This is a genomic window from Pseudomonas koreensis, assembly GCF_012986595.1.
Classification (GTDB): domain Bacteria; phylum Pseudomonadota; class Gammaproteobacteria; order Pseudomonadales; family Pseudomonadaceae; genus Aquipseudomonas; species Aquipseudomonas koreensis.
In genome coordinates this window covers 1-600 of sequence record NZ_JAAQYM010000025.1, presented here as the reverse complement: position 1 = coordinate 600, position 600 = coordinate 1, and the positions used below count along the sequence as shown (strand labels likewise).

At 53.0% G+C, this 600-nt stretch carries 1 protein-coding gene; it reads left to right on the top strand.

Features of this window, described 5'->3' with window-relative positions; genetic code table 11:
* The coding region (locus HBN98_RS28450; protein ID WP_186352951.1) for a hypothetical protein at positions 1-600 on the top strand (600 nt) is incomplete at both ends.

Here is a 600-nt window from a genome sequence, read left to right as displayed (position 1 = left end):
AAAGGGGAAGGGGGAGAAGGAAGAAGGGAAAGAGGAGGGGGGGAGGGGAGAAGGAGGAGGGGAAAAAAAAAGGGAAAAGGAGGGAGAAGGAGAGGAGGGAAGGAGGGGGGGAGAGGGGAGAGAAAAGAAGGAAAGGGGGAGAGAGGGGAGGGGGAAAGGGGGAGGGGGGGGAGGGAGAGGGAAGAGGAAAAAAAGGAAAGAAGAGAAGGGGAAAAAGAAGAAGAGGGAAAGAGAAGGAAAGAAAAGAGGGAGGAAAAGGAAAGGGGAGGAGAGGAAAAAAGAAGAAAGAAAGGAAGAAAGAGGAAAGAAAAGGAGAGGGGGAGAGGGGAAGGGAGAGAGAGGGGAGAGAAGAGAAAAAAAGGAGAAAGGAAGAAAAAAGGGGAAGGAGGGGGAAGGGAGGGGGGGAAAGGAGGGGGGGGAAGGAGAGGGGAAGAAAAGAGAGAGAAGAGAAAGGAGAGGGGGGGAAAAGGGAAGAAGAAGGGAAAGGAGGAGAAGGAGAGAAAGGGAAAAGAGAAGGGGGAGGGAAAGGAAGGAGAGGGAAGGGAAGGGAGGGGGGAGAAAGGGGAAGGAGAAAAGAGAAAAAAGGGAAGGGGAAAAGAG